Consider the following 14,775-nt stretch of genomic DNA (forward strand, 5'->3'; position numbering starts at 1 on the left):
CAAACCTCCAAGAACCATAGGTCGCTCATTTCCTCATTCTATAAATTCATTCATTTCAGTCAGTGTGATACCAACCTGTAGGATAAACTGAGCTTCTCTGAAAATAAATTTCTAATGACGAAACTATAAACACTTTTGGTTGTTGAATCTCCAAATAAAACCAATATATGAGGCAGCATTTACGAATAGCTTTACTGTTTTTAATCACATTCAGCATAACATTACCTGCATGTAAGAAGAGAACAATAGATGAACCCGTTTCGCCTGAGCCGGAACCGTTTGATATCTATGCAGCTGGCAGGGAAGGTTATGTAGCCAAATACTGGAAAAACGGGAAAGCTGTAAATCTAGGTCGTGGTGGCGTATCTTCTGATGCAAATGCAATGGTGATAGCAGGAAACGATGTTCATATTGCAGGTTACGAAGTGAATGCTTCAGGTAAGTATGTGGCCAAATACTGGAAAAACGGTGTTTCTACTTCGCTAACCGATGGTAGCCATGATGCTTTTGCAAATGATATATTTATACAGGGAAATGATATATACATTGCCGGACAGGAAATGGTACCAGGAAAATCGATCTACCAGGCAAAGTATTGGAAGAACGGAACCTCTGTGGTATTAACAGATGGTACGCAACAGGCTATTGCCACAGGGATAGCCTTAATCGGAAATGATGTTTATGTAATTGGTGAACGGAGAAATCCGGACTGGCTTAGTTCCATTACGGTTTATTGGAAGAACGGGCAGCTTTTTGACCTTTCAGACCAAACTAGAACTGCGGATAGTCAGGCTATAACCGTATCAGGAACAGATTTATATTTACTCTGGTCTGAAATCTACAATAGCGCCGGGCAGTCACAAACCAGGTATAGCAAAAACCTTGGCAGTCCGGTACTTATTAACGATGGTACAGCTGATGTGAGGGGTTCTTCAATATTTGTAAACGGGAGTGATGTGTATGTAGCCGGATCGGGTATTGTTAATGGAAATAATGCAATTATAGCAAAATATTGGAAAAATGGGTCACCCGTCATTTTATCCGGTGGCACCGAAAGTGCATTTGGTTTATCAATAGCTGTTTCAGGAACTGATGTTTTTGTAGGCGGTTACAGCGATGGGCGTAACGGAAGATATGGACCGGCCCAATACTGGAAAAATGGGAGCGTGCTACAACTTACCGATGGATCGGAACCGGCATTGGTACGCAAAATTATCGTAGTCAGAAAGTAAGTTTTTAACAAATGTCGGATGATAAATGAGGACCCATTTGTACTGGCAAAAAGCCATCGAAATGACATCCAGAAATCTGCGGCTCATTGAGTAGCGGTTGGTTAAAATGAGCTGAAAGTATTTATATAACTTTAAATGCTTTATCGGACCACCACAACTGGTACCTAACTGGAATAAGAAGCGGGTTTTCAATCATTATATTAACAAATTTACAGTGCCTGTATTTTTAAAACCACGCTGGTCCTTTGAGTATTAGCTTCCGGATTAAAGCCTACTTTCATTAAAAAGTCTCCAGAATAAACTTTAGTGCCGTCAATTGGTGAATTAACACCAGGGTATAGATTAATTTCTTCTATTTTATACTTTTTAGCGGCATCTAAACCTTTCAATTTAACGGGTAATATCACACCGTTGGTAAACAGTGTAGCCACATAATAATTAAAAACAATAGCCTGATCTTTTGACTCATTAACATAGGCAATTGAAGCTATTTTATTTTCATACGGATCCTGCAGGCGGTATTGCTGGCCATGCCAGATAATATCTTTAAAGCTATTATAGGTTTTAACGGCATTCTGACTAAAAAGCAAATCATTTTTACTTAACTCGTTTACGCGTACATCATAACCGAGTTTCCCCATCATCGCCACATCAGTTTTAAATTTAATTGGCTGTTTACCCATATCGGTAATGTGGTTATCTACTGAAATAGCGGGGAAATAATACGAGTATTCCCATTGAATAAAAATCCGGTCATATGGATTGGTATTATCGCTGGGCCAAAATTCGGTGAAATATTGTAGCGCAGCATAATCTACTCTTGAACCTCCACCTGCGCAGAGCATCATGGGTGTTTTAGGATATTTTTTTCTGATGCGTTCCAGTATGCGGTTTAATCCCCTGACGTATTCAAGATAAAAATGATCCTGGTTTTTTAAGGTAGGAGAATTGGCGTTATATATTAAAGAGTTGCAGTCCCATTTAATGAAAGCAATTTCTGGTACTTCCTTAAAAATATCATCAACTGTTTTGTAAATGAAATCCTGAACCCTGGGGTTGGTTAAGTCCAGTACCAACTGGTTACGCATATAATATTCTTTTCTTTCAGGCTGTCTGATCACCCAATCAGGATGGTTTTCGTAAAGTTCACTTTTAGGGTTTACCATTTCCGGTTCAATCCAGATCCCAAATTTTACACCATTTGCTGTGGCCTCTTTACCCAAGGCACTAATACCGTTCTTTAATTTTTGTCTGTTATACTGCCAATCGCCCAAACCAGCAGTAGAGCCATTACGCGGATATTTATTGCCAAACCAGCCATCATCCAATAAAAAAACATCAACACCTAATTTTTTAGTATCCTTTGTCAATTCATTTAGTTTTTCATCATTAAAGTCGAAATAAGTAGTTTCCCAGTTGTTCAGGATGGTGGATCTATTATCCTTGCCATCCAATAGCTGATAGTTTCTGGCCCAATTGTGCAAATTCCTGCTCGCTAAACCCTTTCCTGCCGATGAGTAAGTATAAATAAAGCGAGGGGTAACGAAATTTTCGCCGGCTTTTAAAGTATAATTTGCCGAAAAATTATTGATCCCGGCAGTTATCCTTAGATAGTACTCGTCAAAAGTTTCAAAATCCAGCTTAAAGTTTCCGGTCCATGCCAACGATCCGGCAATTACTTCACCCATGTCTTCGGTAGCAGGCTGATCTATCGAAACCATAAAAGATGAAGAATGAAGCAGGTTCGTCCGGGTCCCCAATTTCGAATCGATGGTTTTTATGCCATGCAGTAACTGTTGCTCTTCCGATCGCATTTCGCGAGTAGCACCGCTATACTGGTTTTTAAGAAAGAATTTTTTCCCGCTTAAGGTAAGATTTGCCGAGGCATATTTGTTCAGTACTACTGTGCCTTTCTCCTGGTGTTTGATTTCAGCCCACTGTTCAACAACGTTTTCATTAAAATAAGACAGGTATTTTAGGGTAATCTGAAAGTTGTATTTTAAATCTTTAAGGATAATGCTGGTCAATTTTCTGTTCTGATCCAGCTGTTCGGTTTTTACCTCCGAAAATGTTAATACAGTTGATTTATTTCCATCGAAATGGGTTACAGTTAGTGCCGGTTCCAGTAAATTGAGCGAGCCGGATGCAATGTAGGCTTCGCGTTTGTTTAAAAGATCGTCAGAGCCGGGCTTATATTTATCTAGTGCCTGTATGCTTGGGTATTCGCCCGCATTGTCTAATTTTTTGCCAAGGTAGGTTGATAATAAAGTATTGTCGCGGTCCGTTTCTAAAATCAGTACATTGTCTTTTGTATCAATTACGATTGTTTTTTGTGCAAAACCGTTCATACCTATTGCCATTGACAGTAAAAAGAAAGTGGTTCTTATGTTCATGATTGATTAGGTAAAAGCTTGGGTGCTATATCGTGTATAATATCTTTTAAATTTAGTTTGTATTTAGTAAGTAGCCCGTTTCGGGAATAAGCAGGCCAGCCCTTAAGCACTTGAAATGAAATGACTTTTTAATGCGATAATGATTGTTATTCAGTTAATTATGCCAGTTTAAAATACAATTGGTTATCCATACGGATTAATATGTGCAAATTAGAATTTTATAGCGTTTATGAATGTGCTGTTTATACCAGATTCTTATCTTTTTTTAACAAGAATGAAGTTAATTACAGGGAATTGTGATGCTAAATCAAACCTTTCTAAATCTGATTGTAAAATAAACAAGGCATTATTATTGTTAAGGGAGATGGGCGTTGTTTTTAAAAAATTAGCTTAATTTTATGATCATAAAAATATTTCAGGTTTCATCTAAAAAATTTCAAGAAAATGCATTTCCTACATCATATTAAATCATCACAATCGCAATACGCTCATGAACTATAAAAAACTGCAGGAAGATGTAGAAAAGCATATTGTTCATTACTTCCATACCCATAGCGATCCACGCCTGGTTTATCACAATCTGGAACACACGCAGGAAGTGGTAAATGCCGCGCAGCAAATAGCCAATCATTACCAGTTAAACGAACAGGATTTTTTTGCTGTAATGGTGGCCGCCTATTTTCACGATACCGGATATTTTGAAGATGCATTAAACCACGAAGCAGCAGGAGCAGCACTGGCTGATGATTTTTTAGCCAAACATCAGGTAAACCAGGAAATCCGCGATCAGGTTAAAAGTGCTATTTTGGCCACTAAAATTCCCCAGAAGCCTAAAAATGAAATTGATAAAATACTGTGTGATGCAGATCTGTTCCATTTAGGTCAGGCCGATTTCCGTGCAAAAGGAAAGTTGATGCATAAAGAAAATGAACTCATTTATAAAAAAGACATCAGCAAATCAGATTGGCGCAAAAAAGATATCCAGTTTATGGAATCGCACCATTACCATACCGATTATGCCAGCCTGTTATTGAGCGATCAGAAACAAAAGAATATCGAAAAACTTAAAAGTAAACTGAGCCCACAGGAAGTAATCAGTGCCGAACTCGAAGAACCTAAAAACTTTGCGCCTGCAATTGTAACCAATAAAAAGAAAAAAGATAAAGGCGATAGACCGGATAAGGGGATTGAAACGATGTTCAGGATTACCTCCGCCAATAACCAAAGATTGAGCGATATGGCTGATAATAAAGCGCACATCCTCATTACCGTAAATTCTATTATGCTGTCTCTGATTGTGAGTTTATTGTTAAGGCGGTTGGAAGATCATGGCAACCTGATTATCCCGACATTTATTTTATTATTGGTCAGTTTAACCTGCGTGGTCGTTTCCATTTTATCAACCCGTCCGTCCATTCCAAAAGGAGAATTTACACAGGAAGATATGGATAAGAAAAAGGTAAACCTGTTATTTTTCGGCAATTTTTACAAAATGAGCCTGCCCAGTTATACCGATGGGATGATTAAGGTGATGAACGATAAGGATTTTTTATACGGCACATTAATTACCGATGTGTACTCACAAGGCGTGGTGTTGGGCAGAAAATATAAACTCATCCGCCTGGCCTATAATATTTTTATGTTTGGTTTAATTGCAGCCGTATTGGCATTTGTAATTGCTTACGCAGCTTACGGTAAACTTTAATGGAACAGTTAATAGAAACCTCTTTTTTTAATAGGGATTTAAGCTGGTTAAAGTTTAACGAACGGATCTTAATGGAAGCAGAGCGAAGTACCGTTCCGCTTCTGGAGCGGATTAAATTCTTATCCATATTCTCTTCCAACCTCGATGAATTTTATCGTGTAAGGATGCCCGTATTACTCGCTTTGGAGAAATTGAGCAACAAAGAAGATAACGATATCAAGATTGATGATAATTTGTTGAATACAGCCAATCAGCTTATTTCCGATCAGCAACAGCGATATGGTAAAGTGCTTCAATCAGCGCTTATTCCCATGCTCAAACAAAATAAGATAAATTTAATTTACGGGGAGCCGTTTCCGGCAGAAATTCAGAAAAGTATTACCCGCTATTTTTTAAGCCAGGTAATGGCTTTCTTGCAGCCGGTATACCTGAATGCCGACTCCGATTTTTTTCCTTCCAATAATGAGCTGTATTTTTTGATCACGTTAAAAAAGAAAAAAGATGCAGAAGTGGTGATTTTGAATATCCCCTCCAGCCAGTTGCCCCGTTTTTACAAGGTAGAATCAGGAGATGAAACCTTTGTGGTGTTTCTGGATGATATTGTGCGTTTTCATTTAGAACGTGTTTTTCCACGCGATGAAGTAACCGGATGTTATAGCTTTAAAATTACCAGAGATGCAGAATTAGATCTCAAAGATGAATATGGAGGTAGTTTATCCGAACAGCTCGAAAAACAATTGTTGAAACGCGATTTAGGTTTGGCCACACGTTTTCTCCATCAACCCGGTATACCGGCTAATGTATTTGAACTGCTAAAAAAATTGTTTAACCTTAAAAAGGCGAACAGGATGGAAGGTGGGCGGTACCACAACCTGAAAGATTTTATGGGCTTTCCGGTCAGTTCACAAAAGTTATCCAACCAGAATTGGCCAAAACTTTGTAATACCGACCTGATTGACGGATCGTTGACCGAGGCTATTTATAAAAACGATATTATTGTACATACACCTTACCAGAGTTATGATAGTGTATTGCGCTTTTTTAATGAAGCCGCCATTGATGCCGAAGTGAAGGAAATCTACGTTACACTTTATCGGGTAGCCAGCGATTCTAAAATTGTCAATGCTTTAATTAGTGCAGCAAAAAACGGCAAAAAAGTGACCGTTCTGGTTGAGCTTAAAGCCCGCTTTGATGAAGCCAATAACATTAAGTGGGCAAAAAAAATGAAGGATGTAGGCGTTGATATTATTTATAGTGTTACCGCGCTAAAAGTTCATGCTAAAGTAGCCCTGGTAAAACGCCAGATGGGGAACAGAATGCGTTATGTGGGTTTGTTTGCTACCGGAAACTTTAATGAAAGCACCGCTGCCTTTTATACCGATCATATTTTAATGACGGCCAATAAAGAGATGTTGCGGGAAGTAGAGTTGCTTTTTATTTTTCTGGCCAAACGGGTGAAGCCAACGTCTTCAGATCAGGTTAAATTTAATCATCTGTTGGTGGCTCAGTTTAATTTACAGCAGGTTTTTCTTAACCTGATTGATCGGGAAATTGAACATGCCAAACAAGGTAAATCATCAGGTATTACCATTAAAATGAATAACCTCGAAGAGAAAGTATTGATCAATAAACTTTACGAAGCCTCACAGGCAGGCGTAAAAATCGATATGATTGTACGGAGCATTTGCCGTTTAATTCCGGGTGTAGCAGGGATGAGTGAAAATATTAAAGTCATCCGTATTGTAGATCGTTATCTCGAACATGGACGTGTTTTTATTTTTAATAACCTCGGTAAGTATGATGTTTATTTAGGCTCTGCCGATTGGATGAACCGGAATATTTACAGAAGAATTGAAGTTTGTTTCCCGGTATATGATGAGCAGATTAAAAAGGAAATTATAGAAATGATCGAAATCCAAAAACAAGATAACATACAGGCGGTTTGTATAGATGAAAACATGGATAATATTCCTGTTGAAGCCGGCCAAAAGCTGGTTTCTTCTCAGCATGCCATTTACGAATTATTGAAAAAAGATTAAATACAGCTTGGTAAGGTCGTCATTCCCAACTTGATTGGGAATCTTAAACCTATTGCATTACGATTCCCGCCTGCGCGGGAATGACGACCGATAAATAAAAACAGTTAAAGATTAAATTTTACCCTTATGAAATACAATAAAACTTTTCTAGCTTCAGGTCTTTTACTCGCTTCAGCTTTTTTTAGCGTATCGTGCGTTAACGGCAACCGTGATGATCAGAAAAACGATGCTGCAGCAACCGCTTCTACACATGAAGCAGAAAAAACGGACCTGCCTTACGATCTGGCCAATCCGGTAAAATATAATATGCCGCAAAATCTTTTTGAAATTTCAGGTATTGTATTCCACAACGGCGATCCTAAAGAGGTGTTTGCCATTCAGGATGAGGATGGCGACCTCTTCCATTTAGGTTTGGGTGATAAAGAATCGAAATTTACAAAATTTGGAAGCAAAGGCGATTATGAAGATGTAACCATCATCAAAAATTATTTCATTGTATTAAAAAGCAATGGAGAACTACATACTTTTCCAATTACTGAATTAGGCAAGCCTAAAGCAAATAACGTAGCCAAAACCAAAGATCTTGTACCAAAAGCTGAATATGAAGGATTGGCAGCAGATGAAAAAAACAATATGATCTATGTGCTAACCAAAGATAGTAAACCCGATTCTAAAGCAAAAGCATCCAGTATTTATGGGTTTAAAGTTGCAGATGATGCTTCGTTAACAGCAGCCGGAGAATTTAGCCTCTCTCATAAAGCAATCGAAAAAGCATCCGGAAGTTCAAAATCCAGGTTCCGTCCGTCTGCTCTGGCTAAAAATGTAAAAACTAATGAGTGGTACGTTCTTTCATCAGTAAATAAACTGTTGGTGATTACAGACCCTGATTTTAAAGTTAAAGCAACATATCCCTTAGATGAGCAGTTATTTAACCAGCCGGAAGGCATCGCCTTTGATCGTGATAATAACCTTTATATTTCTAATGAGGGGGGAACCCTTGCCGCTGGAAATATTTTAATGTTTAAATTGAAAAAGTAAGTATTTCTTTCCTGAAAAAATCGTCATGCTGAACTTGTTTCAGCATCTTTCCCTATAAATAGAGCCTGAAATAAATCCGATAGCGATTAGATCAGCATGACGACACACTTATGAGTAGTAATGAAATATTTTAAAATAACTACCTTTATACAAATGCTGAGTCTATGATTAAAAATTTTACCCTTTTTACCATCTTATTTTTAATCAACTTCGTTGTCTTGGCGCAGGATGATGTAAAGTACCGTGTAATTCTTTTTGGCGATGCAGGCGAGATGAACCCTGCACAAATGCAGGATTTAAAAAATGCAGCCAAGCAGATCCTTCCCAAAAAAACCACTGTTTTGTATCTGGGGGATAATATTTATCCCACCGGAATGGGTTTGCCCGGTAGTGTAGAAGAAGAGGAAACCAAAAAAATTCTGCGTTCGCAGTTCGAACCTATGCGTAAAATGGGTGCTGCGGTTTATTTTATTCCGGGCAACCACGATTGGGATAAATCAGGACCCAAAGGTCTGGCCAAAATAAAAGCACAGGGCGATTATTTAAGGGAACAGAACGATCCTCTGCTTAAACTCATTCCCGATAACGGCTGCCCCGATCCCATAGCCATTAAATTAACAGATAAACTCACCATCATTGCCTATGATAGCGAATGGTGGTTATTTCCATACAATAAATCTAACCCCAATGACGATTGTGAGTGCCACACTAAAGATGAGGTGCTCGTCAAAATGGAAGAGTTATTAGCTGAAAATAAAGATAAGGTAATTCTTCTGGCGTCACACCATCCCTTTCAGAGTTATGGCCCTCATGGTGGTTATTTTAACTTAAGAAACCATCTTTTTCCATTAACGTCTTTAAATAAAAATCTATACATCCCTTTGCCGGGCTTAGGCTCTGTTTATCCATTATTACGTTCTACTTTGTTAAGTCCCGAAGATTTAAACCATCCGGCTTATAAGGATATGATCAAATCCGTTACGGGTGTGTTTGGCGATTATCCAAATGTAACGTATGTTGCAGGGCACGAGCATGGCCTTCAGTTAATTAAAGGGAAACAACTGCAGGTTATCAGCGGTTCGGGGTCAAAAGTATCACCAAATAAAGAAGGTAAAACATCGTTGTTTCATGAGATGCAACAGGGGTATGTTGTGGCAGATCAACTAAAAAACAACGATATGCGCTACGAATATTATATCTATTCAGATACGAGCGTTAAAAAAGTTTACAGTTACACCAAAAAGTTCGAAACCATCCAACAAAAGTTAAGAAACAGAGATAAGCCCATTACAGCTGACAGTGTATTTGTACGCGTAAAGCCGGAGTATGATAGCGTTGGTCGTTTTCACCGCATCATCTTTGGCGAAAATTACCGCAAAGAATATGCTGCAAAAACAAAGGTACCTGTACTGCGCATTTCTCAGATGATGGGTGGCTTAAAAGCAACAAAACGTGGAGGAGGTAATCAATCGCGGTCGTTACGTTTAGAAGATAAAAATGGTAAAGAATATGTACTGCGGAGCGTAGAAAAATTTCCGGAAGTATTGTTACCTGCAGCATTGCGCGAAACTTTTGCCAGAGATATTTTAAAGGATAATATGTCGGCGCAACATCCGTTTTCGGCACTCGTAGTTCCCGAACTGGCTAAAGCTGCTGGCATTGCACACAGTAACCCGGTTATTGGCTGGGTTTCTCCGGATGATAACCTGGGCGAATTTGAACCCGCATTTGCCAATACTTTGTGCTTGTTCGAAGAAAGGGAACCAACGGGAGAATCAGACAGTTCTCCGAAAATGGATAAAAAGCTAACGGAAGATAACGATAACAGATTAGACGGACCAGCCTGGGTAAGGGCAAGGGCATTTGATGTGTTATTGGGCGATTGGGACAGGCACGAAGACCAGTGGCGCTGGAGAGAAACCAAGACCAAAGATGGCGCTGTATATTCGCCGGTGCCGAGAGATCGCGATCAGGTATTTTTCAGATCAGACGGCCTTTTACAACGTTACACACAATCTTCTTCGTTATTGCCAATGATGCAGGGTTATGAGCGTGGAATAAAAGATATCAATTGGTTTTTATGGGAGGGAAGAGAAATCAGCAGCCGCTGGACTGCAGATATTGAAGAGCAGGAATTTGATAAAATTGTGAAAGATTTTTGTGCAAATTATAATGACGCCATTTTCGAAAAAGCATTGAAAAAACTTCCTGAGCCGAGTTATTCATTACATCACGATGCCTTTATGGCACAGCTGCGTAACCGGATTGCTACGCTGCCAAAATTAATGAACCAGTATTATCATTTCTTTAACCGCATTGTAGACATAGAGGTAACCAATAAGAATGAACTGATTCAGATCACAGATGCGGCTGATAATGGGCTACGTGTAAAAATCAATAAAATCTCTAAAGAAGGTAATATCAAAGACAAACTTTTTGATCGGAAATTTGATCCGAAAGTAACCAAAGAGATCAGGGTATATATGCACAATGGCAATGATAGCCTGATTTTGGATAATAAAAATTCGAAGATTAAACTGCGGATTATCGGGGGAAAAGGTAATAAAGTTTACGATTTTGCAAACAGCAACGGAACCGTAAGGTTATACGGTAGAACCGATAAGGCCACTTATTTAGGTAACGACCAGGATAAAATCAGGAAAATTATCTCCAACGATACTTCAAATTTTAGCTACATCCCTAAAGATATGTACCGACGGAATTCTGTAGTCTTAAATGCTGGTTATAATCAGGATGATGGAGTTTTATTGGGCTTGGTCTATAAACAAACTAATCCCGGTTTCAGAAAAAAACCTTACGGCAACTCGCAAACAGTTTCGTTTTTGCATTCTTTTTCTACCAAAGCTTTTAGGTTTAATTATAAAGGGGAGTGGTTAAAAGCTTTGGGTAAAGGCGATTTTGTACTGAAGGCCGATGCCTTCGCCCCAAACAATACACAGAATTTCTTTGGTTTTGGTAACGAAACCCATTTTGATGAGCACCGTGATGATGATGATGATATCAGGTACTACCGTGCGCGTTTTAACCTGTATCAGGTAGATGCTGCCATCCGCTGGCGCCGCCCTAAATCTACTTTTAGTGTTGGGCCTTCATATCAATATTATAAATATAATCAGGAAGATAACAATGGCCGTTTTATCGAAAATCCATCACTATTGCATTCTTCCGATTCACTTACCGTTAGCAATGAAAAGATGTTTGCCGGTGCATTTGTTAGCTTTACCAATAATACCCGCGATAATGACCTTTTGCCAACCCTGGGCAGCTTTGTAGATTTTAAACTTCTGGGCTACAAAGGCGTAAATAAGTATTCTAACTCTTATGGGCAGTTTACGGCGAGTATAGCATTATATAAAAATCTGGATGGCAGGAAAAACTTCATTCTGGCCGATCGTTTCGGTGGCGGGGTAACCGTGGGTAAGCCTGCATTTTACCAGGCTTTATTTTTAGGCGGCCAGGGGAATCTTTTAGGCTATCGGCAATTTAGGTTTGCTGGCGAACATATGTTTTACAACAACTTAGAACTCAGGGCGAAGCTTGGCGATTTAGTCAGCTATGTTTTACCCGGACAAGTTGGCTTGCTCGGTTTTTATGATGTGGGCAGGGTTTGGAAACGTGACGAAAAATCAACAATATGGCATCATGGTGTAGGAGGAGGGGTTTATTTTGCGCCCGCATCACTCACAGTTGTACGATTTGTGATGGGACATTCAACAGATGGCTGGTATCCGTACGTATCACTCAATTTTAGGTACTAAATTTGTGTAACATTATGATGGATGTTTTACTGAAGTATTTACGTTCAGCAGACTAACAACATATGGGTAGTAGCTATCTTTGCAGTTGATTAGTAACACATTAGATAAATATAATTTTTACCCTATAGCAGAACTTATACAATGAATACCAATGTCATACAAATACATAAAAACGAATGTATACATTGCCAGGTAGAATCATCTCTGTCTTTCCGCCCCCTTGTGGAGTATTTAAAAGGTAGGCTGAAAACAGAAAAATCGGTAAAATCTGAATTTTACAGGTTTTTACTTCAAAAAATCGAAAAAGACGATGTGCTGCTTGGCAACATCAGCCCTGAAGATTTATCCCAATATAAAGATACTTTAGAATTGATTTTTACTATTCTAACACCTTTAATGGATAACGAAAATGATTTGTTCTGGGCATTAAGTACACCCATTCCAGATCAGATTTTCTTTAGCACCAATGCATTTTATAAATTTTTTAAGGATCATGATCCTAAAAATAAGGTAACCAAGGATAATGAGCCTGTGGAGAAAAAACAGCTTAAGTTTATCTACAATATTATTCTGGGTCGTTTCTATAATTTTACTTCGGTACTAAAAGATGATATTATTTATGCTCATATCAACGAGGAAACGAAGCTTACGCAATACTATAACATCCAAACGGATACCAAATTTGTAGAAATTATGCACAAGGGCGATTTGCCTGAACTTAATTTTGAAGCTTTAAGTAAACATTTTCAGGAAGAAACAGAATTAGAATATCTGATAGAACACCTGCCTTTGTCAAATTTTCATTTTGAAGGCTTTAGCATCATTTCCATAACCGATGTTACTTTACAACATTCTATTGAAGGCATTCGTGGAGCACTGGTTGATCATAATTACCAGACCGAAGCGTATAGCCATGTGATACATGCATTAAAAACACTGAGCGGTAACAGCAGGTTAGAATTTGGCTTAATGCCTTTTTTAACGGTTAACAATAAGCTGGTATTCGATAATCAGGAGTTTTCGCAAAGTATGCTGATCAATTCTGCAAAAGCTTCTAATCTGGAAGAAGAAGTTTTTTATGCTCTGGTTGATAAGTACAAAGAAAACCCGCGTTCTATCTTTGTAAGTACCATAAAAGAAGATCAACTGGATAAAGATCCTTTTCTAAAGGTTTTAAAAGCTGCCGGTGTTAGTTCTTATTCAGTTCTGCCTATTTATTACAACAAGGAGTTGGCAGGTGTATTGGAAGTATATTCTACAGATGAAGTAGCAGTTGATGATAAGTTGTTATCAAGGTTACGTCCGGCAATGCCGTTGATCGGTCAGCTTTTTCAATATAGTATTGAAGAATTTAATGCCAGAATGGACGAAATTCTGATGGATAAATTTACGGCCCTGCAACCTTCTGTTCAATGGAAATTTAACGAGGCTGTTTGGCATTTCCTGCAGCAGAATAATGGTTATCACAAATTAAAAGAAATTGAAACCATTACCTTTAAGCATTTATATCCGCTTTTTGGTGCTATAGATATCCGCAACTCTACTACTGAGCGTAACAGAGCGTTGAAAAATGATATGGAAGTTCAGTTGAATGCCTTAATTGATACCCTAAAATGTATCCGCAAAAATGTTTCTTTAGAACTTATCGATAAGCTGATTTTTAACTGTAAAGACTGGATTAAAAGAATAGGCGATTTTGCTTCGTCCAATGAAGAAAGCCAGCTGAACGAATTTTTGGAAGTTGAGGTTTATCCCTTCCTGTCGATCATTAAAGGAAACCATCCAAAAACAGCTGAGGTAATCGATCAGTATTTTGAAGTGGTGGTGCCAGAAACCGGTGCCGCATTCGAAAACCGCAGGCAGCTTGAAGTTTCTATGCAGCTGATCAATACCGAAGTAAGCCAGTACCTGGAAAAATCGCAATCGAAGCTGCAGGCTTCTTATCCTTGCTATTTTGCCAAATTCAGGACAGACGGTGTAGAATACGATATTTACATCGGTCAGGACATTGCGCCGGAGAAACCGTTTGATTTACTTTACCTAAAGAATATCCGTTTATGGCAGCTTACCTCAATGGTTGATATTGCCCGGTTATCTAAAAGTTTAATTGCAGAAATGCCATGTGCACTCGAAACTACGCAATTGATTTTTATTCATTCGAATGCTATTGACATTAGTTTCAGGAACGATGAGCGCCGGTTTGATGTAGAAGGCGCTTATAACATCCGTTACGAAGTAGTTAAAAAGCGGATTGATAAAGTGCTGATAAAGGGTACTACAGAGCGCTTAACACAGCCGCATAAAATTTCTATGGTTTACTTTAATCCGGAAGAAGCCAAGGAATATATTGAGTACATTAAATACATGCAGGTTCAAGGTTATTTAAATGATGATTTGGAACAGCTCGAATTGGATGAACTTCAAGGTGTATCAGGTTTAAAAGCCTTAAGGGTAGGTGTAAAATACACCGAAAATAAAGTAGTAACCAAAACAAATGCTGCTAAAAAACTTAAACCTAAAGAGATTAAATCTATCGAAAAGGAAATTGCTAAAGTATTACAGCATTAGCCCGCTTTTAACCAAATATAA

Annotated in this window: 7 protein-coding genes; 6 read left to right on the forward strand and 1 reads right to left on the reverse strand. The window is 38.4% G+C overall.

From position 1 onward, the window contains the following. The first annotated feature begins 167 nt into the window (after positions 1 to 167). Complete coding sequence (locus ABEG20_RS04565; RefSeq protein WP_406826208.1) at positions 168 to 1,232, forward strand: hypothetical protein; 1,065 nt, start codon at positions 168 to 170, stop codon at positions 1,230 to 1,232. A 209-nt stretch (positions 1,233 to 1,441) separates the two neighbouring features. Here the strand turns inward: ABEG20_RS04565 and ABEG20_RS04570 are convergent, their stop codons facing one another. Beyond that, a complete protein-coding gene (locus ABEG20_RS04570) occupies positions 1,442 to 3,625 on the reverse strand; it encodes an alpha-galactosidase (protein ID WP_406826209.1) in 2,184 nt (727 codons plus the stop codon). A 490-nt stretch (positions 3,626 to 4,115) separates the two neighbouring features. On the opposite strand from ABEG20_RS04570, the gene ABEG20_RS04575 reads away from it, so the two are divergent. The 5 genes from ABEG20_RS04575 to ABEG20_RS04595 all read left to right on the forward strand — a co-directional run bounded on the left by ABEG20_RS04575 (position 4,116) and on the right by ABEG20_RS04595 (position 14,754). After that, on the forward strand, positions 4,116 to 5,330 hold the full coding sequence (locus ABEG20_RS04575; protein WP_406826210.1) for a Pycsar system effector family protein: 1,215 nt from the start codon (positions 4,116 to 4,118) through the stop codon (positions 5,328 to 5,330). Beyond that, positions 5,330 to 7,369 (forward strand): polyphosphate kinase 1, encoded by a 2,040-nt coding sequence (gene ppk1 / locus ABEG20_RS04580; protein WP_406826211.1) that lies wholly within the window; start codon positions 5,330 to 5,332, stop codon positions 7,367 to 7,369. Before ABEG20_RS04575 ends, ppk1 begins: the two co-directional genes overlap by 1 nt. A gap of 126 nt (positions 7,370 to 7,495) precedes the next feature. After that, complete coding sequence (locus tag ABEG20_RS04585; protein ID WP_406826212.1) at positions 7,496 to 8,407, forward strand: SdiA-regulated domain-containing protein; 912 nt, start codon at positions 7,496 to 7,498, stop codon at positions 8,405 to 8,407. Positions 8,408 to 8,571: 164 nt separating this feature from the next. After that, a complete protein-coding gene (locus ABEG20_RS04590) occupies positions 8,572 to 12,186 on the forward strand; it encodes a BamA/TamA family outer membrane protein (protein ID WP_406826213.1) in 3,615 nt (1,204 codons plus the stop codon). 141 nt (positions 12,187 to 12,327) lie between these two features. Then, a complete protein-coding gene (locus ABEG20_RS04595) occupies positions 12,328 to 14,754 on the forward strand; it encodes a GAF domain-containing protein (RefSeq protein WP_406826214.1) in 2,427 nt (808 codons plus the stop codon). The last annotated feature ends 21 nt before the right edge of the window (positions 14,755 to 14,775 follow it).

It is taken from the genome of Pedobacter sp. KACC 23697 (assembly GCF_045348445.1).
Taxonomy (GTDB): domain Bacteria; phylum Bacteroidota; class Bacteroidia; order Sphingobacteriales; family Sphingobacteriaceae; genus Pedobacter.

Bases quoted from the DNA above. Each gene is read 5' to 3' on its own strand.
- ABEG20_RS04565 (WP_406826208.1), top strand. From the start codon at position 168: ATGAGGCAGCATTTACGAATAGCTTTACTGTTTTTAATCACATTCAGC.
- ABEG20_RS04570 (WP_406826209.1), bottom strand. From the start codon at position 3,625: ATGAACATAAGAACCACTTTCTTTTTACTGTCAATGGCAATAGGTATG.
- ABEG20_RS04575 (WP_406826210.1), top strand. From the start codon at position 4,116: ATGAACTATAAAAAACTGCAGGAAGATGTAGAAAAGCATATTGTTCAT.
- ppk1 (WP_406826211.1), top strand. From the start codon at position 5,330: ATGGAACAGTTAATAGAAACCTCTTTTTTTAATAGGGATTTAAGCTGG.
- ABEG20_RS04585 (WP_406826212.1), top strand. From the start codon at position 7,496: ATGAAATACAATAAAACTTTTCTAGCTTCAGGTCTTTTACTCGCTTCA.
- ABEG20_RS04590 (WP_406826213.1), top strand. From the start codon at position 8,572: ATGATTAAAAATTTTACCCTTTTTACCATCTTATTTTTAATCAACTTC.
- ABEG20_RS04595 (WP_406826214.1), top strand. From the start codon at position 12,328: ATGAATACCAATGTCATACAAATACATAAAAACGAATGTATACATTGC.